The organism is Thiohalophilus sp. (assembly GCF_034522235.1).
In the GTDB taxonomy this organism is placed as follows: Bacteria; Pseudomonadota; Gammaproteobacteria; order UBA6429; family Thiohalophilaceae; genus Thiohalophilus.
In genome coordinates, this window is sequence record NZ_JAXHLN010000003.1 from 2,299,963 (window position 1) to 2,326,217 (window position 26,255).

The 26,255-nt window shown below is 55.9% G+C and carries 27 protein-coding genes and 2 pseudogenes; 13 read left to right on the forward strand and 16 right to left on the reverse strand.

Annotated features, from left to right (window positions below):
* The first annotated feature begins 3 nt into the window (after window positions 1-3).
* The 11 genes from rsxG (at window position 4) to kdsB (ending at window position 9,107) form a co-directional block, all read left to right on the forward strand.
* Window positions 4-648, forward strand: a complete 645-nt coding sequence (rsxG, locus tag U5J94_RS14270; RefSeq protein WP_322566291.1) for an electron transport complex subunit RsxG — start codon at window positions 4-6, stop codon at window positions 646-648.
* A complete protein-coding gene (locus tag U5J94_RS14275) occupies window positions 645-1,346 on the forward strand; it encodes an electron transport complex subunit E (protein ID WP_322566292.1) in 702 nt (233 codons plus the stop codon). Before rsxG ends, U5J94_RS14275 begins: the two co-directional genes overlap by 4 nt.
* 176 nt (window positions 1,347-1,522) lie before the next feature.
* Window positions 1,523-2,158, forward strand: a complete 636-nt coding sequence (gene nth / locus U5J94_RS14280; protein WP_322566293.1) for an endonuclease III — start codon at window positions 1,523-1,525, stop codon at window positions 2,156-2,158.
* Window positions 2,159-2,402: 244 nt separating this feature from the next.
* Entirely contained in the window at window positions 2,403-2,780 is a 378-nt protein-coding gene (locus U5J94_RS14285; RefSeq protein WP_322566294.1) for a hypothetical protein, read from the forward strand.
* Between the two features lie 18 nt (window positions 2,781-2,798).
* A complete protein-coding gene (locus U5J94_RS14290) occupies window positions 2,799-3,656 on the forward strand; it encodes a DUF692 domain-containing protein (protein ID WP_322566295.1) in 858 nt (285 codons plus the stop codon).
* A complete protein-coding gene (locus tag U5J94_RS14295; RefSeq protein WP_322566296.1) occupies window positions 3,631-4,434 on the forward strand; it encodes a DNA-binding domain-containing protein in 804 nt (267 codons plus the stop codon). Before U5J94_RS14290 ends, U5J94_RS14295 begins: the two co-directional genes overlap by 26 nt.
* A gap of 316 nt (window positions 4,435-4,750) precedes the next feature.
* Window positions 4,751-5,758 (forward strand): CBS domain-containing protein, encoded by a 1,008-nt coding sequence (locus U5J94_RS14300; protein ID WP_322566297.1) that lies wholly within the window; start codon window positions 4,751-4,753, stop codon window positions 5,756-5,758.
* Window positions 5,755-6,753 (forward strand): 3-deoxy-7-phosphoheptulonate synthase, encoded by a 999-nt coding sequence (aroF, locus tag U5J94_RS14305; protein ID WP_322566298.1) that lies wholly within the window; start codon window positions 5,755-5,757, stop codon window positions 6,751-6,753. Before U5J94_RS14300 ends, aroF begins: the two co-directional genes overlap by 4 nt.
* A 4-nt stretch (window positions 6,754-6,757) precedes the next feature.
* Entirely contained in the window at window positions 6,758-7,240 is a 483-nt protein-coding gene (locus U5J94_RS14310; protein ID WP_322566299.1) for an HAD-IIIA family hydrolase, read from the forward strand.
* Window positions 7,241-7,257: 17 nt separating this feature from the next.
* Entirely contained in the window at window positions 7,258-8,346 is a 1,089-nt protein-coding gene (locus U5J94_RS14315; RefSeq protein ID WP_322566300.1) for a glycosyltransferase family 9 protein, read from the forward strand.
* Window positions 8,343-9,107, forward strand: coding sequence for a 3-deoxy-manno-octulosonate cytidylyltransferase (gene kdsB, locus U5J94_RS14320; protein WP_322566301.1), 765 nt, complete (start codon window positions 8,343-8,345; stop codon window positions 9,105-9,107). The genes U5J94_RS14315 and kdsB overlap by 4 nt, the downstream gene beginning before the upstream one ends.
* A gap of 17 nt (window positions 9,108-9,124) precedes the next feature.
* On the opposite strand, the gene U5J94_RS14325 is transcribed toward kdsB, so the two are convergent.
* Entirely contained in the window at window positions 9,125-11,491 is a 2,367-nt protein-coding gene (locus U5J94_RS14325) for a bifunctional diguanylate cyclase/phosphodiesterase (protein WP_322566302.1), read from the reverse strand.
* 232 nt (window positions 11,492-11,723) lie between these two features.
* A complete protein-coding gene (locus U5J94_RS14330) occupies window positions 11,724-12,938 on the reverse strand; it encodes an argininosuccinate synthase (protein ID WP_322566303.1) in 1,215 nt (404 codons plus the stop codon).
* 225 nt (window positions 12,939-13,163) lie between these two features.
* On the opposite strand from U5J94_RS14330, the gene U5J94_RS14335 reads away from it, so the two are divergent.
* Window positions 13,164-13,406 carry a hypothetical protein gene (locus tag U5J94_RS14335; RefSeq protein WP_322566304.1) on the forward strand — a complete coding sequence of 81 codons (243 nt, stop codon included), beginning with the start codon at window positions 13,164-13,166 and terminating at the stop codon, window positions 13,404-13,406.
* A gap of 653 nt (window positions 13,407-14,059) precedes the next feature.
* Here U5J94_RS14335 and U5J94_RS14340 read toward each other — a convergent pair.
* The 4 genes and pseudogenes from U5J94_RS14340 to U5J94_RS14355 all read right to left on the reverse strand — a co-directional run.
* Window positions 14,060-14,405 (reverse strand): annotated as a pseudogene (locus U5J94_RS14340) (arsenic resistance protein); the annotation flags it as partial.
* Window positions 14,406-14,589: 184 nt separating this feature from the next.
* Complete coding sequence (locus U5J94_RS14345; RefSeq protein ID WP_322566305.1) at window positions 14,590-15,537, reverse strand: MBL fold metallo-hydrolase; 948 nt, start codon at window positions 15,535-15,537, stop codon at window positions 14,590-14,592.
* A gap of 203 nt (window positions 15,538-15,740) precedes the next feature.
* A pseudogene (locus tag U5J94_RS14350) lies at window positions 15,741-16,083 on the reverse strand (metalloregulator ArsR/SmtB family transcription factor).
* 95 nt (window positions 16,084-16,178) lie between these two features.
* Window positions 16,179-17,330, reverse strand: a complete 1,152-nt coding sequence (locus U5J94_RS14355; RefSeq protein ID WP_322566307.1) for a glycosyltransferase — start codon at window positions 17,328-17,330, stop codon at window positions 16,179-16,181.
* Window positions 17,331-17,552: 222 nt separating this feature from the next.
* On the opposite strand from U5J94_RS14355, the gene U5J94_RS14360 reads away from it, so the two are divergent.
* Window positions 17,553-18,515, forward strand: a complete 963-nt coding sequence (locus U5J94_RS14360) for a magnesium transporter CorA family protein (RefSeq protein ID WP_322566308.1) — start codon at window positions 17,553-17,555, stop codon at window positions 18,513-18,515.
* Between the two features lie 62 nt (window positions 18,516-18,577).
* Here the strand turns inward: U5J94_RS14360 and U5J94_RS14365 are convergent, their stop codons facing one another.
* The 10 genes from U5J94_RS14365 to aprB form a co-directional block, all read right to left on the reverse strand.
* Entirely contained in the window at window positions 18,578-18,925 is a 348-nt protein-coding gene (locus U5J94_RS14365) for an antibiotic biosynthesis monooxygenase (protein ID WP_322566309.1), read from the reverse strand.
* Window positions 18,926-19,002: 77 nt separating this feature from the next.
* Window positions 19,003-19,854 (reverse strand): hypothetical protein, encoded by an 852-nt coding sequence (locus U5J94_RS14370; RefSeq protein ID WP_322566310.1) that lies wholly within the window; start codon window positions 19,852-19,854, stop codon window positions 19,003-19,005.
* Window positions 19,855-19,994: 140 nt separating this feature from the next.
* On the reverse strand, window positions 19,995-20,432 hold the full coding sequence (locus tag U5J94_RS14375) for a SufE family protein (protein ID WP_322566311.1): 438 nt from the start codon (window positions 20,430-20,432) through the stop codon (window positions 19,995-19,997).
* 15 nt (window positions 20,433-20,447) lie between these two features.
* Window positions 20,448-21,665, reverse strand: coding sequence for a cysteine desulfurase (locus tag U5J94_RS14380; RefSeq protein ID WP_322566312.1), 1,218 nt, complete (start codon window positions 21,663-21,665; stop codon window positions 20,448-20,450).
* Between the two features lie 434 nt (window positions 21,666-22,099).
* Window positions 22,100-22,261, reverse strand: a complete 162-nt coding sequence (locus U5J94_RS14385; RefSeq protein WP_322566313.1) for a hypothetical protein — start codon at window positions 22,259-22,261, stop codon at window positions 22,100-22,102.
* A gap of 85 nt (window positions 22,262-22,346) precedes the next feature.
* The gene (locus tag U5J94_RS14390; RefSeq protein WP_322566314.1) at window positions 22,347-22,760 is read right to left on the reverse strand and encodes an HIT family protein; all 414 of its coding nucleotides are present in this window, start codon (window positions 22,758-22,760) and stop codon (window positions 22,347-22,349) included.
* Window positions 22,761-22,789: 29 nt separating this feature from the next.
* Window positions 22,790-23,314 (reverse strand): hypothetical protein, encoded by a 525-nt coding sequence (locus U5J94_RS14395; protein WP_322566315.1) that lies wholly within the window; start codon window positions 23,312-23,314, stop codon window positions 22,790-22,792.
* Window positions 23,315-23,374: 60 nt separating this feature from the next.
* Window positions 23,375-23,710 (reverse strand): hypothetical protein, encoded by a 336-nt coding sequence (locus U5J94_RS14400; RefSeq protein ID WP_416224005.1) that lies wholly within the window; start codon window positions 23,708-23,710, stop codon window positions 23,375-23,377.
* Window positions 23,711-23,903: 193 nt separating this feature from the next.
* Window positions 23,904-25,772, reverse strand: a complete 1,869-nt coding sequence (gene aprA, locus U5J94_RS14405) for an adenylyl-sulfate reductase subunit alpha (RefSeq protein WP_322566317.1) — start codon at window positions 25,770-25,772, stop codon at window positions 23,904-23,906.
* Complete coding sequence (aprB, locus tag U5J94_RS14410; RefSeq protein WP_322566318.1) at window positions 25,772-26,254, reverse strand: adenylyl-sulfate reductase subunit beta; 483 nt, start codon at window positions 26,252-26,254, stop codon at window positions 25,772-25,774. Before aprB ends, aprA begins: the two co-directional genes overlap by 1 nt.
* Window position 26,255 lies beyond the last annotated feature (1 nt).

Here is a 26,255-nt window from a genome sequence, read left to right on the forward strand (position 1 = left end):
CCCATGCAACTGCTCAAACACATGTCAATCAGCGCCGTGTTACTGGGCGGCTTTGCCATTATCGGCAGCGGTCTGGTGGCCTGGATCCATCAACAGACCGCCCCCACCATCGTGGCCAACGAACAGGCTACCCTGCTGCGCAACCTGCACAGCCTGGTGCCCCCGGATAGCCATGACAATGATCTGACCCGGGACACGATTCAGGTGCGCAACGAAGCACTGCTGGGCACGCCCGAACCGGTAACGGTCTACCGGGCACGCCAGAACGGGGAGCCGGTCACGGCGATTCTCAATGTCATCGCCCCGGACGGGTACAGCGGCCGCATCAACCTGCTGGTGGCCATTCGTTACAACGGGGAACTGGCCGGCGTACGCGTGATCAATCACCGCGAGACCCCGGGACTGGGCGACGCCATCGATGCCGACCGTTCCGACTGGATCCACAGCTTTGCCGGTAAATCGCTCGATAACCCCGGCCCGGCCGGCTGGCGGGTCAAAAAAGACGGGGGTGAATTCGATCAGTTTACCGGTGCGACCGTAACCCCGCGGGCAGTTGTCAAAGCGGTGCATAACGCGCTTAAATATTATGCCGAACATCGCGAGCAACTGTTTCGCCCAACCGACAACACAAGCGACGACGCCTCATGACAAACAATCCTTACGGCACCCTGATCCGCGACGGCCTGTGGACCAACAATGTGGCCTTTGTCCAGTTGCTGGGCCTGTGTCCCCTGTTGGCAGTCACCAATACCATGATCAACGGTCTGGGCCTCGGGCTGGCGACCATTCTCACCCTGGTTGCCTCCAACACTTCGGTATCCCTGATTCGTCGCTGGGTGCGCCCGGAGATCCGGGTGCCGGTATTCGTGCTGATCATCGCCTCGGTGGTGACCATGATCGAGCTGAGCATGAACGCCTGGTTTCATGAGCTGTACAAGATCCTGGGGATCTTCATTCCGCTGATCGTCACCAACTGCTCGATTCTGGCGCGTGCCGAAAGCTTCGCCTCGAAAAATCCGGTCCCGCAGGCCTTCACCGACGGCCTGTTCATGGGACTCGGCTTCACCGCCGTGCTGGTCACCCTCGGCGCCATGCGGGAAATCCTGGGCTTCGGTACCCTGCTGCGCCAGGCCGAACTGATGTTCGGCCAGGGCGCCGAGTGGATGACCCTGGTCCTGTTCGAAGACTACCGCGGCTACCTGCTGGCCATCCTCCCCCCCGGCGCCTTTATCGGTCTGGGATTGCTGATCGCCGTCAAAAACCTGATCGACCAGCGCCGCGCCGAAAGCCGCAAAGCAGCCATCGCTACCGAACAACCCGCCGGCGCAGGTGCAGGGGCAGGATAAATCTGAATAAAGCTTCACCGCAGAGACGCAGAGGACGCAAAGTTTTGTGTGGTCTGCGCCATGGGGTTGGCCGAGGCATGGGATAATTACAAACCCCGATCCACATAATTTTTTTCTCTGTGTTCTCTGCCTCTCTGCGGTAAAATAATCATCAATCTACCCTATACATCACTACAATGAACCCCCAGAAGCGACGTGAGATTTTCAGGCGGCTGAAGAAAGAAAATCCGCACCCCACCACTGAACTGAACTACCGCAGCCCGTTTGAGCTGCTGATCGCGGTGATTCTCTCGGCCCAGGCAACCGACAAGGGCGTCAACAAGGCGACCAAAGAATTGTTCAAGGTGGCCCGCAGCCCGAAAAAGATGCTGGAGCTCGGCGAATCCGGCCTGAAGGAATACATCCAGACCATCGGCCTGTTCAACAGCAAGGCCAAAAACATCATCAAGACCTGCCAGATACTGGTCGAGCAACACGGCGGCAAGGTCCCCGAGGACCGGGCAGCGCTGGAGGCATTGCCCGGCGTGGGCCGCAAGACCGCCAACGTGATCCTCAACACCGCCTTCGGCCACCCCACCATCGCCGTGGACACCCACATCTTCCGGGTCAGCAACCGCACCGGCCTGGCCCCGGGCAAGACCGTGCTGGAGGTGGAGAAAAAGCTGCTCAAGGTGGTGCCCGGGGAATTCAAAAAGGACGCCCACCACTGGCTGATCCTGCTGGGACGCTATACCTGCGTGGCCCGCAAACCGCGCTGCGGGGCCTGTGTCATCGAGGACCTGTGCGAATACAAGGACAAGACCTCCGACTGATTCCCTTTTTTATGACCGGAGGAATAAACGTTATTTCCAGCGTCCGGGCGAGTCCCGGTAAAGGCCGTATATTAGAAACCGCTAATTTACCGCCTCCTCGCGCCGGGCCCCGCCAGGAACCATCCGGTCCTGACAGGGTCACAATTATGCAATGGCGTGGTTTTTTTATATCATTTCTGTTGTAAGGTTTACCCCGATTCCACGACTAATAACCAACAAACAACACACATGGAGAATGCAGATTATGTCAAACCGTAAATCATCCAAGACCCTGACGCTTGCCCTGGGTACGGCCTTTGCCGCCAGCATGGCAGCCAGCAACATCGCCTCGGCGGCCGAAACCACCAGCAATCCCTTCGCCATGAACGAGTTGTCCAGCGGCTACATGCAGCTGGCCGATAACCATATGGAAGGCAAATGTGGCGGTAACAAAAAGTCTGAAAATGAAGGTCGTTGTGGCGAAGGCCGCGAAAGCAAGAAAAATGACATGGAAGGCAAGTGCGGCGAAGGTAAATGCGGCGGTAACAAGGAAATGAAGAAGAACATGGAAGGCAAATGTGGCGGCGACAAGGCCAAACAGGAAGGCAAGTGCGGCGAAGGTAAATGCGGCGCCAGCAAATAAGCTGCCAGGGGAACTGACATGAACACGACGACCTATCCTGTTCATGGCGCCGGACTGGGTCTGCGGCGCTCCATCATGGAGCCGCTCGCGGACCCGTTCCCTTCTCAGGTGCAGTTTATGGAAATTGCCCCGGAGAACTGGATCGGCGTTGGTGGCCGCTACGGTCGCAAGTTACGGGAATTCACCGAGCGCTATCCGTTTGTCACCCACGGGCTGTCGCTGTCGCTGGGCGGTCCCGCACCGCTGGACGAGGCCTTTTTACAGCGTCTCAAGCGTTTTCTCAAACAACACAATATCCGGATCTACAGCGAGCATCTGAGCTACTGCAGTGACGACGGGCACCTGTATGATTTGATGCCCATTCCGTTCACTGACGAGGCGGTCCATTACGTGGCCGGGCGGATTCGTCGTGTCCAGGAGATACTCGAACAACCCATTGCCGTCGAGAATGTCTCCTACTACGCCGCCCCGGGCAAACAGATGGACGAGATCGAGTTCATCAATGCCGTGCTCGATGAAGCCGACTGCAAGCTGTTGCTGGATGTGAACAATATTTATGTCAACAGCGTCAATCACCGCTACGACGCCCTGGAGTTCCTGCGCGCCCTGCCGGGCGAACGCATCAGTTATATCCATGTCGCCGGCCATTACAATGAAGCCGAGGATCTGATCGTCGACACCCACGGCGCGCCTGTCATCGATCCGGTCTGGGAGCTGCTCGATCAGACTTACCGCCATTTTGGTGTAACCCCCACCCTGCTGGAACGTGACTTCAACCTGCCGCCGGTCAATGAATTACTGACCGAAGTGGACATGATTCATACGCTCCAGCAACGCCAGGAACAATCGCATGACTTCCGTGCCGAATCAGTCTGACAAGCCCGACTTCCGTCAGCAGCAATACCGGTTTGCGGCCCATATCCGCGACCCGCAGGCCGCTCCGTCTCCGGAGGGTATTGAGGATCGGCGCATGGCGATCTATCGGGAACTGTTCTACAACAATGTCCAGGGCTTTATGGCCGACAGTTTTCCGGTATTGCGCGCGCTGCTGAATGATGAACGCTGGCATCGACTGATTCGTAGTTATTTCGCCCGGCACAGGGCAAAAACCCCCCTGTTTCCCGAAATGCCGCGAGAGTTTCTCAAATATCTCGAACACGAACGTGAACCGGCGGCGGATGATCCCCCGTTTCTGTTTGAGCTGGCCCATTACGAATGGGTGGAACTGGCACTGAGCCTCGCCGATCAGGAACCGGACTGGGCCCGGCTCGACCCCCAGGGGGACCTGTTGGCGGCGCAACCGGTGCTCTCGCCCCTGGCCTGGCCGCTCAGCTACCACTTTCCGGTTCACCGGATTGGTCCCGATTTCCAGCCCGGACAGCCGGGCGAGCAACCCACCTGCCTGCTGGTTTATCGGGATGAGCGGGATGAGATCACCTTTATGGAGCTTAACCCGGTCACCGCCCGCCTGCTGGCCCTGATCGACGAGAACAACGGACAAAGCGGCGAAGCGCTGTTGCGGCAGATTGCCGGGGAGCTGAATCATCCCGATCCCGGCACGGTCATTCAGGGCGGCCAACAAATTCTGAACGATCTGCACCAGCGCGGTGTCATACCCGGTACCCGACGCTCTGACACCGACGTGTCGAGCTAGTCGGAACACGTTTTTAGATCTCCTCCTGTGGTCTGTTGCCGGTCGAAGTTTTGGCCGGCTTTTCTTTTTGCGCACGACGGGCATTGGATCACGCTTTTCCCGCGCTAACTTGCTGATAATGATGATACAATCCTCTGCCGTATCGGTGGAGGGAGCCCCTGCGCTGTACCTGTACAGGTCTCTTGTATTACACTGCAACGGCGCCGCTGTGGGCCAACCCTGGAGGCACTCAGGGACTACCGGGGACCGGCCAAACCCAATCCGGATACCGCATCACTCACATGCCAGCCATGCTGACAGCTGAACGACGTTTAACATGAAAATTTCCGCCTCGATTTATTCCAACAAGCACAAGGCACTGCAGGACATCGTTGCCGAGCTGGATGCGCACGGCACGGATTTTTTTCATATCGACTGCAATGATGACCCGAAGGTGTTCGACGACATCGCGCAAATCCGCCAGCTCAGCAGCACACCGCTCGATTTGCACATCATTACCCCGACACCGGGCAAGTATTACGATTTGATCGCGTCCCATCAGGTGGATGCGGTCTGTTTTCAGTATGAGGCGTTGCAGGAAGCACTGGCGATTCCCGGGACGATTCATGCCCGCATCGGTCTGGCCATCAGCTCGAATACCGATATCGACGTGTTCGCCCCCTATGCCGATCAACTCGACTTTGTGCTGATCATGGCCACCACGCCGGGACAGAGTGGCGGCACCTTCGACAAGCACAATTTCCGCAAGATCCGTCAGTTCCGGCAGAAGTTTCCGCGCACCCGAATTCATGTCGATGGCGGGGTCAATCACGAGGTCTCCTTTATCCTGCGCAACATGGGGGTTTATGCCGCGGTTTCCGGCTCCTACCTGATGAACAGTGATTCCATCGGCGCGGCCATGTTGAACCTCAAGACCCATGACATTGGCTCGCACTATCTGGTCGGCGATTTCATGCGCCAGCGGGATGAGACGCCGCTATTACGCCCCGACGAACTGAGTGTGCGCAATATCCTGCAATCCATTGAGGACAACAAACTCGGGTTTACCCTGGTGGCCGATGAGAGCGGTATATTACTGGGCATGATCACCAATGCCGATGTGCGCAAAGGGCTGCTGAAACATATCGACAATCTCAATGCCCTGGAAGTCACCGACATGATCAACCCGTCGCCCGCTGCCGCGCGCGAGGATTTTACCGTACAGGAACTGCTGGCCTATATTCAGGAGCAGACGTTTCCCGTGAATTATTTACCCGTCGTCAACAACAAGCATGAAGTGACCGGCTCGGTTACGTTCATGAATCTCGTTAAAGGTGAAGTATGATTATCCATTTCGACAAAAATACCGACCAGAAAACGCTCGACAAGATCGGTCGGGAGCTGGACGCCTTTCATATCAAAAAACCGGACTATCATGTGATGGTCACCCCCTCGGCCCTGCAGGAAGTGCCGAAAGAATATCAAAGCATGGTGGTGGAAAGTTTCGTCTTTCCCAACGACATGCAACTGTCCAGCGCCGAATACCTGCCGGAAAAACGCCGCATTGACATCGGCAACATCAGCATCGGCGGCAACACCCGCAACACCATGATTATCGGCGGTCCCTGTTCGGTGGAATCCGAAGAGCAGATCACCGCCTCGGCCAAACTGATGAAGGAACTGGGCATCTCCACCCTGCGTGCCGGCTGCTACAAGCCGCGCACCTCGCCGTATAGTTTTCAGGGGCTGGGTACCGAAGGCCTGCGCCTGCTGGACAAGATGCGCAGCGAATACGGCCTGAACATCATTACCGAAGTGCGCGACTCCACCCATGTGGACGAAGTGATCGAAACCACCGACATTGTGCAAATCGGCGCCAAGGCCATGTACGACCAGGGGATCCTGCGCACCTGCGGCCGCAGCAACAAGCCGATCCTGATCAAACGCGGCTTCGGCACCACCCTGCAGGAGTTCGTCCAGGCCGCCGAATTTGTGCTCTCCGGCGGCAATGACAACGTTATCCTGTGCGAGCGCGGCATCCGCACCTTCGAGACCAAGACCCGCTTTACCCTGGATCTGTGCGGCGTGGCCTATCTGAAGGAATACACCAACCTGCCGATCATCGTCGATCCCAGTCACGCCATGGGCTATCGCTACGGTGTGCCGGATCTGGCCCGGGCCTCGACGGCCATGGGTGTCGACGGCTTGCTGATCGAGGTCCATCCCGATCCGTCCATAGCCAAGTCCGATGCCTCCCAGCAGCTGGATCACGACGCCTTCCGCGAACTGATCGGCACTCTGCGACCCATCGCCCAGGCGATCGGTTACAACATTGTCTAGCTCCATGACCCGCCGCACGGACATCAAAATGCTGGCCCTGGATATCGACGGGGTCATGACCGACGGCGGCATGTACTACACCGAGAGCGGCGAGGAGGTCAAACGCTTCGATACCAAGGACGGGCGCGGTATTATTCACCTGTTACGCGAGGGCGTACAGGTTGTCGTGTTGAGCTCCGGCTTTAAAAACACCATTATCGCCGAACGCTGCAAGACCCTCGGCATCGATAAGTTTTATGTCGGCACCGAGCCCAAACTGGATATTCTCAAACAGTTCTGTACCGAGCTTGGCATCAAGCTGGACGAGGTCGCCTATATCGGGGATGACATCAACGATCGCGATATCATTCACAATGTCGGCTTTAGCGCCTGCCCCGCCGACGCGGTCGGCTCGATCAAACCGATCGTGGACGTGGTGCTGGAAAAAAACGGCGGATATGGTTGTATTCGCGAGTTCATCGACGAGCATCTCGGCTACCATTTTTAACCTGGACCCCGAACGCCATGCCGTTACCCTTCTCTTCGCCACCGAACAACCTGTGCATCCTGCGTCTTTCCGCCATTGGAGATATCTGCCATACCCTGCCCGTGGTGCGCACCATCCAGCAGGCCTGGCCACAAACCCGGCTGACCTGGATCATCGGTAAAAGCGAATACGCGTTGCTGGAGGGAATTGTGGATATAGAATTCGTCGTCTTCGATAAATCCGCGGGAATGAGCGCCTACCGCGACGTGCGCCGGCAACTCAACTCAAGAGCTTTCGACGCCCTGTTGCACATGCAGATGTCGCTGCGCTCCAGTCTGCTCAGCCTGCTGGTCAACTCACCGGTTAAACTGGGTTTTGATCGGGACCGTGCCGGTGACATGCAATGGCTGTTCAGTAATCACAAAATTGCCCCACAAAAAAATCAACACGTGCTGGACAGCCTGTTTGGCTTCAGCCAGGCATTGGGAATCAGGGAAAAACAGTTACGCTGGGACATTCCGGTGACGCCGGAGGATATGCAACTGGCCCGGCAACTGGCCGATCCCGCGCAGCCCTACCTGGTCATCAGTCCCAGCTCCAGCAAACCTTATCGTAACTGGCACACAAGCGGTTACGCGCAACTGGCCGACCATGCGGCGAACGAACATGGTCTGCGGGTCTATATCACCGGCGGCAATACCCCACTGGAGCGACAGTTGGCGGAAGATATCTGCACCAAAAGCACGACCGACGCCATCACCAACCTCGCGGGCAAAACGTCACTGAAACAGTTGCTGGTGGTTTTGCAAAATGCGCTCGGCGTCATCGCCCCCGACTCGGGACCGGCGCATATGGCCACCGCCGTCGGCACGCCGGTTATCGGTCTGTATGCCTGTACCAATCCCGATCGCGCCCGGCCCTATCTGAGTGCCGAATGGACAGTCAACCGTTACCCCGAGGCGGTACAGGCCAGATACCACAAACCGGTCGAAGCACTGCCGTGGGGGCTCCGTGTACGTGACGCGGGAACCATGGACCGGATCAGTGTTGAGGAAGTAAAATCCACCCTCGACCGGCTGATTCATGCCAGCGGCGCACATTCATCGGCAAAAGATAACACCCTATGAGCTTTCATATTGTCATTCCCGCCCGCTACGCATCCGGCCGACTGCCGGGCAAACCACTACGCGAGATCGCCGGCAAGCCGATGATCGCCCATGTCATCGACAACGCCCTGCAGAGTGATGCCGAACGCATCATTGTCGCCACCGATGACGCACGCATCATGGAAGCGTCCGCCGGCTTCCCGGTGGAATGCTGTATGACTTCGGAGCAGCACAATTCCGGGACCGAGCGCATTCACGAGGTCATCGAAAAATTCGAGATCGCGGACGAGACGATCATCGTCAACATGCAGGGTGACGAACCCCTGATGCCGGGGGCCTGTCTCAACCAGGTCGGCCATGCCCTGGCGCAGGATAGCAACGCGGAGATGGCCACCCTCAGCACCCCGGCCGAAACTGTTGAGGAATTGTTCGACTGGAATGTGATTAAACTGGTTCGCGATCATGACGACAATGCAATCTACTTCAGCCGCGCACCGATCCCCTGGGATCGCGAGGCCTTTCGCGAATCAACACCCACGCTGGATGACTTCAGCCACTTTCACCGCCATATCGGTCTATATGCCTACCGCGCGGGTTTCGTCAAACAATACATCGAATGGGGCAGCTGTGCCCTGGAGCGGATTGAATCGCTGGAGCAGTTGCGGGTGTTATATCACGGCAGGAAGATCAAGGTGGTAACGGCCATGCAGGTGCCCGGGCCGGGTGTCAATACCGAGGAAGAGTTACAGCGGGTGGAGGAAATTCTTCTGGCAGACCAGTAGTATCCATATAAAGACGCTTACTTTTCAACTTCCTCGGGATGACCGATATGGTATCCCTGTACATAATCAATACCGACCTCCAGCATTTTTTCATAGATCGTTTCATCTTCCACAAATTCTGCCACAGTAGCAATTCCCATGGCATGGCCAATGTCGACAATCGCCTTGACCATTGATTCGTTGATCTTGTTAGTTACGCTGTTACGCACCAGGCTGCCGTCAATCTTCAGGTAGTCCACATGCAGGTTCTGCAAATAGGCAAATGAGCTTACCCCGCTACCGAAGTCGTCCAGTGCAAAATGGCAGCCGACATCACTCATAATTGACATAAACTTCTTCGCATTGGCCAGATTGGTGACCATTGCGGTTTCAGTGATCTCAAAAATCAGCCCCTTCGGATCAATCTGGTATTCTTCCAGCTTGTTGATTACGTAAGTAACCATATCGATGTCGCCCAGTGCTTCACCGGAAAGGTTAATCGATATTTCATTGCCGTCGATATGACCGGCTTGAATCAGACTGAATGCTTCATTGACTACCCACTTATCAATGCTCTTTATAAGATTGAAGCGTTCCGCAGCCGGTATAAATGCGCCGGGAGCATAAAGCTTGCCGTCTTCATCTTTCATACTGACCAGCAACTCATAGCGATCGCGCTTCCCCGTTCGGGTGGATCGTATCAGCTGTTTACGCAAACAAAACCGACCGTGACTCAGCGCCTGCTGCAGCCGATGCGCCCATTCTATATTCTTGATATGCCGGCCCAGTTCATAGTCGTCCTGATGGTATACATGTACCCGATCCCGTCCGGTATCCTTGGCAACATAGCAGGCCGTGTCGGCAGCCCGCATAACTTCCTTGACACCACCACTGTGTCGATTAATCGACACCAGGCCAATACTGGCCCCGACGGTAAATGTGTGACTCTCCCATGAAAACCGGTATTCGGCAATAACCTTGCGAATTGCCTCTGCGATCTCTTTGGCTTTTTCGATTCCACAGCCCGGCAACAGCAGGCCGAATTCATCACCCCCCAGTCGGGCCAGTGTATCGGTATCCCGAATCGTTTCCTGTAGCAACCGGCCCAGTTGGCGCAAGAGCTCATCGCCCGCACTGTGACCACATTTGTCGTTAACAATCTTGAACTGATCGAGATCGATATAACACATACCGTGCGCCTGATTCTCGCGGATACTCTGATCATGTAGCTGGTTAATTCGGCGATCAAATTCGCTGCGATTGATCAGTCCGGTCAACCCATCATGGGTCGCGAAATACTCCATCTCGTCGGCCATATCCCGGATCTCGGTAATATCCCAGGAATAGATCCGCACAACCTCATTCTCCCTGACATAGGAAAATTGCTGTTCATAGACCATGCCGCCCACTTCGATACTGCGAAACACCGGCCGTTCACTTCCCACGACCATGTTAACCATGGCCTGCAAGTTGGACAGGGCCGGATGCGCGATTCCCAGCGTTCCAAGTTCGCTGAAAGTAACCTTGGCCGCCGGGTTGGTGTAGGTGAGCTCTCCTTGGCGGGTAATCTCGATAATCGGCATCGGACTGAGTTCCGGGAAACTGGCCAGCCGCTGTAATTCCTGTTCCGCTTGCTTACGCTCACTGATATCACGAATCACGGCGCAGATGGAAACGGCCTGGTCGGTAGTGATCGAGGTCAGACTGACTTCCACGGGAATAACACTGCCATCCTTGCGCAGACAAGTCAGTTCACTATTCCCCATGGGTCGTGCCCACGGTGCACTGTTAAACATCTGGCGAAAGTTCACGTGACGCTGGCGAAGATGCTCCGGCAGCAACACCTCGACGGACTCACCGATCAGTTCCGTATTCTTGTAGCCGAGCACACCGAAACATTGGGCATTGGCCTGTTCGATGATGCCGTCGCTGTCGACGATGATTTGTGGATCCGGTGAGGCTTCGAACAGGCTGCGAAAACGCCGCTGGGTATCAAGATATTTACTTTCCGCCTGACGGATCAGAGTCAGATCCTGGATATGCTGCACAATGCCGGTGGGATTGCCCTGGGCATCGCGCACCACACCGATACGCACCTGGATGGAACGCCCGGCATGGTTACGCGGATCATCCGCCTCCAGGGTAATGACGGCATCGCGCCGATCATAGCGCGCCCGACAGACCGGACAGGGGACTTCTTCTCCCTCCGGGTGGAAAAACAGGCTAATCGGCTTGCCAATAACTTCGTCAGACCGGCGCCCCAGATGGGCGAAAAAGGTTTTATTCGCCTGGACCACCTGATCGTCCAGATCCAACAGACAGATGGGCTCATCAAGAAAGTCGAGTGCAGTTTTCCAGCCGTGAGAAAGGTTGTTGATAATCGAAGCCTCGGGGACCAATGGCATAAATAAACATCTGTCTGCTCCCGTTCCCTGGCATTAGATGGGAAAACCCTCCCGGATTCCGTGAGTACAGGCGTATGTCGGCCTGCGGCGCCGGAACTTTACTTCAATCCCGCTACACCGCGACCCGACTCATAAGACGGGATATGGGTAAGATTATTCCAATCCCTTGATTTCATAAGGATTTATGCCTCCGGGCAGGACGTCCGGAGGAGACTTGCCGGATCCCGTGGTCTCAGCTTCGGCGCTTGGCAGCGATACGCAGGCGCAGCGCGTTGAGCTTGATGAAACCTTCGGCATCCTTCTGGTCGTAGGCACCGGCGTCCTCTTCAAAGGTGGCGATTTTCTCGTCAAACAGCGAGTCGCTGTCGGACTGGCGCCCGGTAACAATGACATTACCCTTGTACAGCTTGAGCCGCACCAGCCCGTTCACATGCGCCTGCGAGGCGTCGATCAGGGTCTGCAGCATTTCCCGCTCCGGCGACCACCAGTAGCCATTGTAGATGAGCGAGGCATATTTGGGCATCAGCTCGTCCTTGAGATGGGCCACTTCGCGATCCAGGGTCAGGGACTCAATGGCCCGATGGGCCTTGAGCATCACCGTGCCGGCGGGGGTCTCGTAGCAGCCGCGGGATTTCATGCCTACATAGCGGTTCTCGACCAGATCGTCGCGGCCGATGCCATTGGCGCCGGCCACCTCGTTGAGCGTGCTCATCACCTGGGCCGGGCTCATGGCCTTGCCATCGATGGCCACGATATCCCCCTGCTCATAGCGCAATGTCAGCTCGGTGGGCTTGTCCGGCGCCGCCTCGGGGGAGACACTCCAGCGCCACATGTCCTCTTCCGGCTCGGCCCAGGGATCCTCCAGAATCCCGCCCTCGTAGGAAATGTGCAGCAGGTTGGCGTCCATCGAATAGGGCGACTTCTTGCCAGCCTTGGCGAAATCGACCGGGATGTCGTGTTCCTTCGCGTAGGCCATCAGCTTCTCGCGGGAGTTAAGGTCCCACTCGCGCCAGGGGGCGATGACCTTCACATCCGGCTTGAGCGCATAGGCCCCCAGCTCGAAGCGGACCTGGTCGTTACCCTTGCCGGTGGCGCCGTGGGAGATGGCATCGGCGCCGGTCTGGTTGGCAATCTCCACCAGCCGTTTGGCGATCAGCGGCCGGGCGATGGAAGTCCCCAGCAGGTACTCGCCCTCGTAGACGGTATTGGCGCGGAACATGGGGAAGACGTAATCGCGGGCGTACTCCTCGCGCAGATCCTCGATATAGATCTCCTTCACGCCCATGGCCTCGGCCTTGGCCCGGGCCGGTTCAACCTCCTCGCCCTGACCGATGTCGGCGGTGAAAGTCACCACCTCGCAGCCGTAGGTCTGCTCCAGCCATTTGAGGATGATGGATGTATCCAGGCCACCGGAATAGGCCAGTACTACCTTCTTGATATCGCTCATGAAAATCAGCTCCGTCGCAAATGCGCCACAATCGGTGTAAATCGCGGCGCATTATAACGGAAAGTTGCCGGGCCGCGGCGCCGGATCCCGGCTTCTTTGCGCCAATGTTCGTAGCGAGAAAAAACCGGGCTCTGCGCTCGCGGCATGCTATATTGGCCTGCGGTTTATTGAGTGCGCCGCAAGACTGAATCCTCCCATCCTCGACAACCTCAGCGGTCCCGCACTATGCAACGAAATATCGGTCAAAAAATTGCCTTACTCTTCGCTATCGCCTGCTATCTGGCGGCGGTCGGTTGCCTCGTGGCCTCGGTATTGTACGAGCCTGTTCAAAGCAGTGACCCGATTCAGGCCTCGCTCATTGCCTCGGTCATTTTCTTCGGCGGCTGCGCCATCGTCCTGCACGTTATCGCCCGCACCCGGCTCAAGGGACTCGTGAGCCTCAAAGATCCTGGAAATAACCCGGAATAATCGCCAAATTCTGTGATTTGTATCCATTTTCGCCAAAAAGCGGTTGCCTCCAAAACCCGGAAATTTGTCGGTTAAATGACGGGAAAACTGCAAAATCGGGCGATAACAGGCCCAATTTGCCGGATTCATCACAAACCGGCACATTTCCCCCTTAACCCGCATCAAAAGTCATGCTATACAGGGTTATTCACTAACCATAATGTGTGATGGAGAAGATGGGACGACTGGTCTTGATCATTCTGGTTCTGTTTTCGGTGACCGCCATCTACAGCGAAGCCCATGCTGGCGGGCAACGAAATCAGGCCCTGGCAACGGGGTATTCACCCGACTGGCGGAATGCCGAATCCGACTGCGCCGACACCCGGGCGCTTGTCCCCGGCCACACTCGGCTCGGCGACTGAGCGCTTCACCCGGCCGGCGCCCGCTCGCGCCAGATCCCCCGCTTGCGCCAAACCCCCTCTTTCGCCAAATCCAACTCTCACCAAATCAAGAAACGACACCAAACACGGCATTAATGCCCCGGCTGCGTATGCAGACCCGCGGGACAGCATTGTGCGTGCGGCACAACCCCCTCGCGCGCTTCGTACCAGTGGCGACTGCGACGCAGTGCGGAGAGCGCAGTGCGGAGAGCGGAGAGCGGAGAGCGGAGAGCGCACCACACGATTGAGCAGATAGGCCGGGCCTGAATTGAAAAACATCTGAATCAGGATCGGCACCGCCAGCAGCGCGATAATCAATGGCTGATTGATGATCTGCTCGTCCTGAAAACCGAACAGCAGCACCAGCGTCACCAGCAGGGCCACAAAGGAAACCGGATGCATGGCATTAAGCACCCGCTGCAGACGCAGATAACCGTGCTCATAGTCCAGCAGCCCAGCTGCGCCACAGGTTGGCAATAATCAACGGAATCACGATATAGACCAGCACCGACAACAGCAGTGTCTCCCACGGCACCGTGATCGCGGACAAACCGAGCAACAGCGCGAGGATGGCTTGAAACGTGTCGGTGAAAAAGTGCCCCAGGCCGATGCCGAAGAGAATGCACAAAAACACCCGGCCGGTCAGATAGCGTTCGAAAACCCCATCCCGGCGCCGGCGGACTTTTTCGCGGTGATTTCGCCGATTGGATCGAGGCGAGGGCCATGCGCCAGGGATGGCGCGTTTTTGGACTCGCACTGCGCGCTCATGGTTCAGGCAGCTCCCCGGTCTGGTTGTTTTCAAACTGGGCGTAACTGCGGTGCACGTTGCCGCCGTGTAACTGATCGTGATTTTTCAAAAACGCCCAGCGCGGCGCATCACCGTACTGCGCCAGCGTCGCTTCAAGGCCTTCCCAGTTTTCCGCCGCCGGGCGTATATTATCTATCAGCCAGGCGAGGTACTCGCCGGTATCACGCTTCGCCCTGGCCACATCGCAGACATTACCGTGCCCCGGCACGATCGCTTTGGGCGCGAAGGCGGCCATGACCCCGTTAAACGCCTGGTGCCAGCTGGTGACCCGGCTTTCCGGACGCACGCTCAGCATGCGATCGACATAGATCAGATCGCCGCTGAACAGGATCTGCTGCTGCGGCAGCCAGACACTGACATCGCCGGGAAAATGCGCATCGCCGAACCAGTGCAGCTCGATGGCCACACCGCCGGGTTTCATTTCGGCCCGGTTGCCGGGCAGCGGTTCGGCCGCGTAGGTCGCACGGGTCCCGGCCAGCGCGTCCCCGAGCACACGCTTGAGGCTGGCCATGTGTTGCCCGGCAAGCCCGCGCTGGGTATCAACCGTGCGTTGCAGGGCAATGATCGTCGCCCCCCGGTCGGCAAAATAGCCGTTACCCAGCCAGCGATGATCCTGCGAACCGGTATTGATCACCCAGCGGATCGGCTGCTCGGTGACCGAACGCACCGCCCGCTCGATGACCTCGGCGCCGCTGTTGGAGGCCCCGCTGTCGATCAGCACCACGCCCTCACCGGTGACGATGAAACCGTAATTAGCGTTGAGCGCCAGATTCTCCGGCGTGCGGCCGGTGGTCGGGCCGATCAGCGCATAGATGCCTTCGTCCACCTGCTGCGGTGTCAGGCTCATGGCCGAAGCCAGGGCGCTGATCAACATGAGTCCGGCTGCCAGTGCTGTCTTAATCATTGGTTTTGCTCCTGAAGTTGTTGTATCAGCTTGCGCACCCGACACTGGATAGCATCCCGGGTGGCGCGAAACACTTGCATTGAGCGGCAGGCGTTCCCCGTGCAAAGGAACAGTCGATTCATTCAGCCACCTCCTGGCGAATTGTCCCAACCTGTGCGGCGAACAAAGCGGTTTCGTAGGGTTGGGGGAGAGATGGTCCGCTATCAGGCACAGCAGGCTGTCCCCGGCCGGTTGGGCATGGCGGCCAGGGCCGCGCGATCAGCAGCGTAAGGCGTCCGGTCGGCCACGCCCTGTGCCGTCTCCGCCAGTACCTGCTGCGCCCACTCGGGAAGCGCCGGGTTGCAGCCGGTAGTAAACCCACAGTCCCTGACGCCGGTCACTGACCAGCCCCGCCTGGCGCGACTGGGCCAGATGGCGCGAGATATCATCGGTTAGCGCATGGGTCAGCTCACACACGCACAGCTCGCCCTCCTGCTGCATGAGCAACAAGGCGCGCAGGCGCAGCAGGTGGGCCAGGGCACTGAACAGACTGTCGGAATTAATCATCATGCGCCAAATATATGATCAAATATATGATTATCCATATATCCGGTCAAGCAGACATTCTGTCCGGGCATAACGCGCCTACCCGGCGTTGAGCGTCATTCCAGGCGTAAGAATTGTTCGGCAATCTCAGAGGCATCGAACCGCCGGTACAGCGCCGGGGTGATCTCGGGCGGATTGTCCAGCCCCTCGCGAATCTTGTCGGCCAGCCCTTGCACCGTATTGTCGGCAATCAGCCGCTTTTGATCGCCGCTGAGCACATCATGGACACCGCCCGGGCAATCGGTGGCCACAACCGGTGTGCCGCAAATCATGGCCTCAGCGAGCACCAGGCCAAATCCTTCAAAGCGCGAGCTCAGGACAAACAGACTTGCCTGGCGCATCCAGGGATAAGGATTTGACTGTTCACCGACGAACCTGACCCGGCTGTCGATCGCCAGTTCCCTGGCCAGTTGACGCAAGCGTGGCTCGTCCTGACCGCCACCGACGATCACCAGCTTCTGGTTGACCCCCGAAGCCTGATAGGCGCGTAACAAAAGCGATTGATGCTTTTGGTAAGTGAGTCGACTGACATGAACGATATAGGGCTCATCAGGTAACGGCGCCGGCTCCCGGGACTGGGCCTGAATCCGGGCAACCGGCAGCGGGTTGTAAATCAGCTTCAGGCTGCGGGGTATCAAACTGTAGGCCTGCAGACGTTCTTCGAGTGAAGCCTGCACACCGCTGGAATTGGTAACCAGATTTTTCCGATGATAGAGCGCTTTTGAAAAGACCCGCTCCCAGAAGCCACCCCGCATGGCCCATAACGGACTGACCACCACCTGATAGAAACGCGGATCCCGATAGTTCCAGAACAGTTCAAACGCCCCTTGCCCGAGGGCGATGATCTTGTCAAAACGACCAGACTTGCGTTCCTGCCAATAGAGAAAGAGCCGCAGATACCAGCCGCCGTAAAGGCCGCGCCAATAGAAGTTTGAACGCTTGATCAGCGGCGCCAGCAACAGCCGGGTAATGAGGTCATAAACCAGGCCGATCCCCGTCAGCCGGTTAATCTTGTCCACATCAAAATAGTGAACCGTTACCGCCGCATCGGGCTGTAACACGACACGCCGTTTGAGCACCAGAATATGCACATCATGACCATCGGCCGCCATGGCGTTAGCCAGATTGATGGTATGGCGCTCAATGCCGCCCATTTGCAAACTGCGTACGATAAGCAGTATACGCTGCCTGCCTGCTCTATCCGACATCATTATCTCCCGAGTTCATACACACTGGCCTGTCACATTCCCGGATGTTGTGAAATCATTGCTTAACCGGATTTATAATATCACATCCGGCAAGATAGAAAATCCGCACAACAGCGCGTAAACTCAATGACGGGCTCATAAGAATCCGCGTCTTGAATCCGATGTCATTGACAGGTCACCTGCTCACAGCCGAATATATCGTGAAAACCGCCGGGTAATCCGATGGATATTCTGCTGATCAATCATCAACAGGTCACGCCGCTGGAAAGCCTGCCGGAACATTTGCCGGAATCCGGCTTTCTGTGGCTGGATATTATCCGCGGCGAGGAGAGTGACTGGCCGCAACAGGTCGAACGCTTGTGCGGCGCAAGCATCCACGAACGGCATGTGCGTGACAGCCAGAACCTGGAGCACCCGTCCTTTTATGACGGGACCCAGAATTACGAGATGCTCATCTTTCGCGGCCTGTCTCCGGCGGATCAGACCGGGGATTTTCAGACCCGACCGACAGTGTTCTTTGTGCTCGAACATCTGCTACTGACCATTCGCCCCACCGACAGCGTTTCGGTCGCCCAGATCAAGCCGCGCCTGCTGGACAAGGCCGTGCGCATCCCCCGCCGCCCGGCCGGCCTGATGCACCTGCTGATGACCTACATGGTGGATCGCTACCTTGCCCTGCGTGAGCCACTGCTGAATCGCTACGATGAATGGCGCCGGGATCTGCTCGACCCCCGCCATGACTTCAGTGACTGGATGGCGGTGATGGATTACACCAGCGACCTGCGAAAACTGGAGCGCCTGTGTGACGAACAGATCACCGCGCTGCAGGCCTGGCGCGAGGACACCGATACCGAATTCGATGATCACCTCACGGTCCGGTTCAACGATCTGGTCGAACATATTCAGCGCGTGATCAAATTCGCCGAAGACCAGAAAAACGAAACCGAAGCGCTGGTGCAGCTGCATTTTTCCGCCGTGGCCCATCGTACCAACGAGATTGTGCGGGTGCTGACTGTCCTCTCCGCTATCTTCCTGCCACTGACCTTCATCGCCGGTATCTTCGGCATGAACTTCGAGAACATGCCGGAGCTGCAACTGGAATACGCCTACTTCTTTACCCTCGGCGGCATGGCCACACTGGCCGTCGTTCTGCTGATCCTGTTCAAGTTCAAGAAGTGGTTGTGAGCTGAAAGAACAAAGCCTGGTACCAGCGAAACACTGAACTTACAAAATTTACCGGAAAAGCATTATCCTGACTCATTCCTTTCGCTGTTCTCCATGCCTTCGGCGCGATCGTTCAGTGTATAATCCCGCACTATCGTTCCGACGCGTATCCGGTAATCCTGGAACAGCCTGTCTCGACCTTTTGTTTGTGCCACGCGGTGTTGTTCCAGATTTCGCCAGCGGGAGATAGCTTCTTCATCCTCCCAGAAGGAAAGCGACAGTATCTTTCTTTCATCACTCAGACTCTGGAACCGCTCGACGGAGATAAACCCGGGCATCTCTTTTAAATACTCCCGCAGCTGCGCCGCGATGGACAGGTACTCCTGTTTACCCTCGGCAGTGGGAATCACTTCGAATATTACCGCAATCATGGGTCACCTCTGTAAATGGCAGGCCGGACGCGCATCCGGCAAAGCGTGTTCAGACTCTATGCTGGACAGTTGCCGGATTACACCTCGTTGGCGCGGCGCAGTTTAGCCTCGACCCGGGCGGTGTTCAGCAGACTCTCATCAACTACCTCGGGATAGAGGGGATAGAACCGTTCCACTTCGAAGACATGTTCGCACGCGGCCTGTTCCAGGCGTTGCCGCACCGCACTGGGGAGGTCCCCAAGCATTAACAGGCGGGGGGCAAGCCGCTGCAGATAAAGATCGCAAAGCCGCTGGCATTCCGGATCCGCCCACGCCTCCCTGATCAGACAGGGCGGAAAATCGTCCGTCGCCTGCGGGCGTTCGAACCAGGCCACCCGTGGCTTGTTGCCGGCCCGCGCCTCGATCTGTTGCTGCAGGCGATAGTTGACCGGCGGCAGGTAGGTCGCCTGCGCCGGGGGAGCCGGATCGGGGACCACGAGTTTCGCCGCGGGCATGGCCAGCCATTCCGGCGGCGGGAGCGGAAGTTGCATATCTGCCTCATTGACGCAGGAATGCAACAGTGCGAGGGGGCTGTCGTCGCTGCCATCCAGCAACCAGTATTCATAACGGTCCGCCGCCTCAAAGGGTATCCGGGTGTCGCGGATCGCTTCGAAAAGCTGTTGGCTGTCCGCGCGGACCCGTTCAGGATCCAGAAAGGGGTGGATGGCGCGGGTCTCCAGCCGGTCCTCAGCGATGGTTACCACCAGAGAAGAATTCACTCTCGGATCGTCTCTGAATGGCCCAATTTTTACCTGCTCGTTGTCGTTCTGCGCGTAGCGTATCGCCCAGTTCTTCCCGTCCAGGCTCAGGGCACGCCCCCAGTCCAGTTCTGCAACCTGGACCACGCCGACGAAGGGCAACAGAAATTTTTTGGAGTACAAACGGGTCATTTTCGAAACACGAATAATCAGTTGTCGACACTGCCAACTGTGCCACCAACTTTTGCTTCATGGCCAGCTTTTCATTGCGCACCGTACAGCAGGCAATTTCTCGAAATACACATTACGCTGCATGAACGGGAGAGGCTATCTTATTTATGTTCCAGCGCGTACTGTTTCATCTGTCTGATCATATTAACCAGACCGTTTGAGCGCGTCGGCGAGAGGTTTTCTTTAAGACCTATGTCGTCAATAAAGTGTAAATCGGCGTTAATAATCTCAGCGGGGGTTCGGCCGGACAGAACACGTACTAACAGGGCAATGATACCTTTGGTGATCATGGCATCGCTGTCGGCGAAAAAGTAAATCCTGCCGTCTTTCATCTCCGGCACGACCCAGACCCGGCTCTGGCAACCTCGGATGAGATGTTCTTCGGTTTTGAGTTTGTCATCCAGGGGGGCGAGCTTTTTTCCCAGATCGATCAGATAACTGTATCGATCCATCCATTCGTCAATGATGCCGAATTCATCGACAATTTCCTTTTGAGCATCTTCCAGGTTCAACGTTTTTACCTGCATTCCATCTTTCATTATCAAACGAACTACTTAAAACATTTCCCTGACTTTCATAATCCCTTCATATAACCGGTCCACCTCGTCAATGGTATTGTACATCGCAAACGAGGCACGGGCGGTGCCTTCAATGCCGAAGCGCTTCAGCAACGGTTCGGTGCAGTGGGTACCGGTGCGCATGGCAATGCCCAGTTTGTCGAGGATCATGCCTGTGTCGTAAGGATGAATACCTTCTAGCAGGAATGAGACAATACTCACCTTGTCGGGGACATTACCATAGATGGTCAAGCCATCAATAGCGGACAGTCGCTCGGTGGCATATTCCAGCAGCTTTCGCTCGTGCGTGGCGATTTCATCGAGACCAACGGCTCGCAAATAGTCGATGGCGGCGGCCAGGCCAATGGCGCCGACATAGTTAATCGTGCCTGCCTCAAATTTGAGAGGAAGCTCGGCATAAGAGGTTTTTTCGAAGGATACACTGGCGACCATATCACCGCCGCCCTGGTATGGCGGCAGTTCCTCCAGCCACTTCTCCTTGCCATAGAGAACGCCAATGCCGGTGGGCCCGTACATCTTATGCCCCGAGAACGTATAAAAATCGCAATCAAGTGCCTGCACATCCACGCCTACATGATGAATTCCCTGGGCGCCATCGATAAGTACAGGCACACCATGTTTGTGCGCGGTGTCAATGATTTTCCGAATCGGATTAATTGTGCCAAGTGTATTGGACACGTGGTTGACTGCAAGAATCTTCACCTTGTCCGTAAGCAGGTTGTCTAATTCATCAACACGTAATACACCAGGGGGATCAAATGGTAGCACCTTGAGTCGGGCGCCCTTACGCTCGCAAAGCAATTGCCAGGGCACCAGGTTGGAATGGTGCTCCATGCCGGTTACAAGAACCTCATCGCCCTCGTGGACAAATTTTTCGCCAAAACTGAAGGCAACCAGGTTGATGGCGCCTGTGGTACCCGAGGTAAATACAACTTCCCGTGTCGAGGCCGCATTGATGAAGTCACGCACATTCTGGCGGGCATGCTCGAACTGTTCGGTGCACTGTTCGCTCAGGTAATGCGTGCCGCGATGAACATTGCTGTTGAATTGGCGGTGTATACGGTCAATCGCATCCAGAACCTGGACCGGTTTTTGTGCGGTAGCAGCATTGTCCAGATAAATAAGAGGCTTACCGTGAACCGACTGATGCAGGATGGGAAAATCGTCCCGGATATTGTTGACATCTAAGGTCATCGCGGGGTTCGGGTTCGCTGACTATAAGTGTATTAATCAGCATAACCTGTAGGTATGTAGAGGGCAAGGTGGGAAAATGTCAAAAATCACCCGGATCGTTCCGGCTCAGGGCACTCCGGCGGGACGCTCGCTTCAATCCATTGCGCCCGCCTCTGCGGCCTGTTCTGGCCACCCTGTTTGTAGCGGCGTGTAGCCCCACTCGCTGGGCAATCTGCGATCAGGCTCCCTGCGGCCTTGACCGGGCACGCGCTCTGCGCGCCGTACAGTCGCATAATTATCCATGAAGCGCATCAGCGCCACTGGGTCAGGATCTTAGCTGGAAGGTAAAACGGCGGGGCCGATCAGAATAACAGAAAGTAGGAGGCGCATTAGCTAACGCCAGAAATGATTGAAGAGAAGCCGCGCGACTGTTGAGGGTCGCGCGGCTGATCGCCTCAGGGCTTCTTGGGGGTGGTGTAGGGCACTTCTTTCTGGAAGGATTCCCAGATGGTGTCATAACCAACGTAACCTTTCTCATTAGCCGGCATTTGACGGGTTGTCAGAAAACGTGACTTGCCATCGGGAACCTTGGGCCGGGTTTTTGGTGCATCACTCATAATCATCACTCCTCAATGGTTGAAACGGGAGGAATTAAAACAGGGATGTCAGCCCCTCCCACTTAACTGACGTAAATCATACTCTCTAGCGCGTGTAATGTCCCTTTTTGGGAATCACATGCCGCACGCCCCCCTGGGGATTTTCAACATCCCCCGTGTAGCGGGGTATGACATGAATATGGACGTGGAAGATACTCTGTCCGGCCGCCGGTCCAATATTAACGCCGATGTTGTAGCCGTCAGGGTTGAACTCCTCGTCCAGCAACCTGCGCTCCTCGGTGATCAGCGCCATGCAGGCGTTGATCTCTTCGGGCGTCAGGTCAAAAAAGCTGGCAACATGGCGACGCGGAATCACCAGGGTATGCCCCGGGCTCACCGCGTAGGTGTCACGAGCACTGTAAGCCAGTTCATTTTCCAGTGATACCCCGCGTGGATCTGTACAAAACAGGCACGGATTATTGGGGTCTCTTTTTTGTTCTGCTTTTGCTTCAGACGACAAACTTCTACTCCCGTTCGTCTGGCACCCGGTTATTGCACAGGAACCCTGGTAGTCCCTTCAACATCCGGAACGTCGTCGACCTTGCCACCGAACTCGATTTCTTCTTCGCTGGCATCACGAACTTCCTTGATTTCCAGTTTGAAAATGACTTCCCTGCCACACAGCGGGTTGTTGCCATCGATAGTGACGGTCTTTTTATCCACTCTTGTGACCAGAAATGTCTTGGTCTGCCCCCTCTCGTTTTCCATCAGGATGGACGTGCCGACTTCGCGATATTCCTCAGGCACATTTTCGATAGGCTCGACAATGACCAGAGATTCGTCTCTGGGACCATACAACTGGTTACAGTCTATCGGCACCTCGATCACATCACCCGCGAGCTTGCCTTCCAGCTCGGCGGTAACGGCAGGTGCGAGGACTTCACTTACCCCGTGAACATAACCCAGGGGGTATTCGATCTCGGTCAGTACAGATCCTGACTTTTTATCGATGACCTTGTACTTGAGTTCGACGTACTTGTTGTCAGCGATGGCGTCTTCGAGTTGTTGATTCATATTACAAGCTTTCAATCTGTATTGATTAAGGTATTAAAAACAGGATCAGATGATTCGAACTCAGAATATGGAGGCACCAAAGATTCTGACTTCACCATCTTCATAACCCAGTACCATGCGGCCCAGCCACTCACCTTCTTTCTTCTTACTGCGAACCCGGTAGAGAATCGTGACATGTTCGCCACGGCGAATCGTCCCCAGATAGTCATAATCTTCGGACAAGCTTCTCGTCAGCTCGCTTTTGGCAAACTGCTTGCCGACTTCGACTTCATTCAGGCCAAACAGCAGGTTGTAGGAGAATTTTTTGATGAATTTACCGTACTGGCCTTTATTGGAATATTTGATCAGGTCTTCCCACATGGGATGTGCAATAGCCAGCAACTCCTCATCGGGCATATTAATAATATTCTGCTGGTTTTGTGTCTCGATTGATGCTTCAGTTGTCATAGTCACGCTTCTATTGCTACCAATAATCAGTTTTCCAGTTAAGCAACCCGGGGCCTTAAAACTTTTCCAACAGGAAAAGAAACACCAGCAACCACTTTAAAAACAAGAAGTTGCTGGTGCTTTACGGCCTTCAGGGCAGATCTTATTCGTTTTCGTCTACCAGGTGATAACAAGGAGCTTTCTCCATTGTGTATTCACCTGTTTTGGGATCACGACGAGAAACGGTCAGCACATGCCAGTTTTCATCATCCAGCTTCAGTGCATCACCACGGTAGTAATAGCCGGGCCAGCGGGTTTCCCTGCGGAACAGCGTATGATGCATTACAGATTCTGAAGCGCGATGACGATGCATCAGTTCCCATGCACGCAAAAGTTCATGGAAATCTTTTGCGGCAATCTTCTCCAGATCCTCTTCCAGAATGGCCAGTTTCTTCAGACCGATATGCAGAAGCTTCTCGTTGGTCATGTAGTTGACGCTGGCGCCACCACAGTACTCATCCATCAATTTCTGCAAACGATCCAGGCCCTGGCGAGGATTGATGTAGTTGGGGTTAACATCACCGGCAGTGATCTCGTTGCGGTAAATCTTGTAGTGCTCCATCGGCTTGAAGATCTGCGTCTTGCGGTCGTTGATCTGCTTCTCGGAGACCACAATGCCTTCGGCCTTGCCGTCGTCGATGTACTTGCAGGCGGCCTTGGCAGCCAGACGACCTTCGGTAAAGGAACCGGAGGAAAAGGCGTGCGGCGTACCGCCCACCGCGTCACCGGCACCGAACAGACCCTCAACGGTGGTCATGCGGTTATAACCCCAGAAGTATTCTTCCGGTGAGATATCCTCGGGACCTGAACACCATGCGCCACAACCGGTCGCATGTGAACCCATAACATAGGGCTCGGAGGTAGTCAGCTCGGGGTTTTCGTTCTTGGGATCCACGTCGGTGGCAGCCCACAGTACCGCCTGACCGACGGTCATGCCCAGAAAGTTATGCCAGCCGATCTCTTCGAGATGCGGATCCTGGAAGGCTTCCATGGTGACCATGTGAATCGGACCACGACCGGCATTTACCTCGGAGATCAAGGCGTGGTTACGCAGGCAGGTCGGAATCGGACGATGCGTTACGTGAGAAGCATCGGGATCCAGGTATTCCTTACCGACGATTTCCTGCAGACCGGGCCACCACTTGGACTCATACTCTTCGCCCAGGCAGTTCTGGGTGTAGGTCTTCAGATGCAGAAAGTATGCACCCACCGGACCGTAACCGTCTTTGAAACGGGCCAGTACGATACGGTTTTCCATCTGGGTCATTTTTGCGCCGGCTTCGATCAACAAACCATAAGCTGAACCGGATGACCACGGTGCATACCAGACACGACCCGCACCTTCACCCACGGAACGCGGTTTGAAGATGTTGGAAGCACCACCGGCACCGACGATGACGGTCTTGGACTTGAATACGTGGTAGTTACCGGTACGGACGTTGAAACCGACGGCACCGGCAACGCGGTTTTCCTTGGCTTCGTCCATCAGCAGGTGAGTGACACAGATACGGTTGAAGACCTCATCCGCGGATTTCTTGGCGGCTTCGGCCACAATCGGCTTGTAGGACTCACCGTGAATCATGATCTGCCAGCGACCTTCACGCTGATAGGCACCGGTTTTGGGATCGCGCATCAGCGGCAGCCCCCATTCCTCGAACTGATGTACAGCCGAGTCCACGTGACGGGCCATATCAAACAACAGATCTTCACGCACCATGCCCATCAGGTCGATACGTGCGTAACGCACGTGATCTTCCGGGTTATTTTCACCGAAGCGCGTACCCATGTAGCAGTTAATGGCGTACAGGCCCTGTGCAACCGCACCGGAACGATCGATGTTTGCCTTTTCGGCGATAACAATCTTCTTGTCCTGACCCCAGTATCTGGCTTCGAATGCAGCACCGGTCCCACCGAGGCCCGCACCTGCTACCAGGACATCAATATTGTCTTCTATTATTGTTTTGTAAGCCATCAGTAGTACACCCCTGCTTTCATTTTTAACCCGTTTGATTTCAAGGTGTGTATATCCCCGTCATCAAGACGAATATATTTCGGTTCGTTATACAGCAACTGGCTGTTACGCATTTCCTGGGTCGGACCTTGCACTGAAGCGAGCTTGGGAATGTGTTTGCCCCATGGCTTGGTTGTAATCGGTGCAAGCAGTTCCATGTCTTTTTCGCCGTTGCGGAACTTGATGCGCCAGGCAATAACACCTTTTTCCTCGTCACGTTTCACACGTACCGAGTGCCCCAGCGGCGCAAAGTCTGCGTAACCACGCACATCAATGGCGTTCATCGGACAGGCTTTTACACAGGAGTAGCACTCCCAGCACATGTTGGGTTCGATGTTGTACGCACGGCGAGTTACCTTGTCGATATGCATAATGTCCGACGGACAGATATCGACGCAATGACCACAGCCATCACAACGCGTCATATATACAAAAGTTGGCATT